General features: G+C 48.6%; 1 protein-coding gene. It reads right to left on the bottom strand.

The window, feature by feature from the left end; genetic code table 11:
* On the bottom strand, window positions 1-618 hold a 618-nt coding region (locus QQK43_RS23735), incomplete at its 3' end, for a DUF4216 domain-containing protein (protein WP_284309648.1).
* Window positions 619-736: the final 118 nt, after the last annotated feature.

The following is a 736-nucleotide window of genomic DNA, read 5'->3' as shown; positions in this document are numbered from 1 at the left end:
CTCATCAGGCCCTTTGCCCTTTTTTCCTTTGCTAGACATGTCCTTGACATAAAAAACTTGTATTACATCATTGGCAAGGACAAAAGGTTCGTCCGAGTATCCAACCTTGTTAAGGTCAACAGTTGTCATCCCACTGTCATCAATCATTACGCCTCCACCAGTCAACCTAACCCATTGGCACCGGAACAGAGGGATCTTGAGAGGACCATAGTCAAGTTCCCATATGTCCTCGATGGCACCGTAATACGTGCCAGTTGTTCCATCGTGTCCCATGGCATCGATACGAACAGCGCTGTTTTGGTTCGTGCTCTTCATGTCTTGGGCTCTCGTGTAGAATGTGTACCCATTGATCTCATATCCCTGGAATGTCGCGATCGAGCCAGACGGTCCCCTCGCCAGGAAGGCAAGTTGTTGGTTGATCGACTCGTTACCCATGAGATGTTGTCGTAGCCACGCGGGGAAAGTATCAATGTGATGCCGTGTAATCCATGCATCGGACTTACCGATGTTCCTGGCGCGAACTAGAGCCAAGTGCTCCTCGATGTAAGGAGCTACCAATGAAGATTGTTGCAGAACCGTGAAATGGGCTTTACGGAATAAATTGTTGTCTACCGTCATTATTGCTTTCCTTCCGAGAGTTCCCTTTCCCCGTAGTCTCCCTTCATGGCGTGATTCAGGTACCCCGATTGGGCGAAGGTCTTCGATAAATTCTACGCAAAATTCGATGACCTCCTCT

Source organism: Hydrogenophaga electricum (genome assembly GCF_030160815.1).
Lineage (GTDB): Bacteria > Pseudomonadota > Gammaproteobacteria > Burkholderiales > Burkholderiaceae_C > Hydrogenophaga > Hydrogenophaga electricum.
This window is presented reverse-complemented; position numbering and strand designations above follow the sequence as displayed.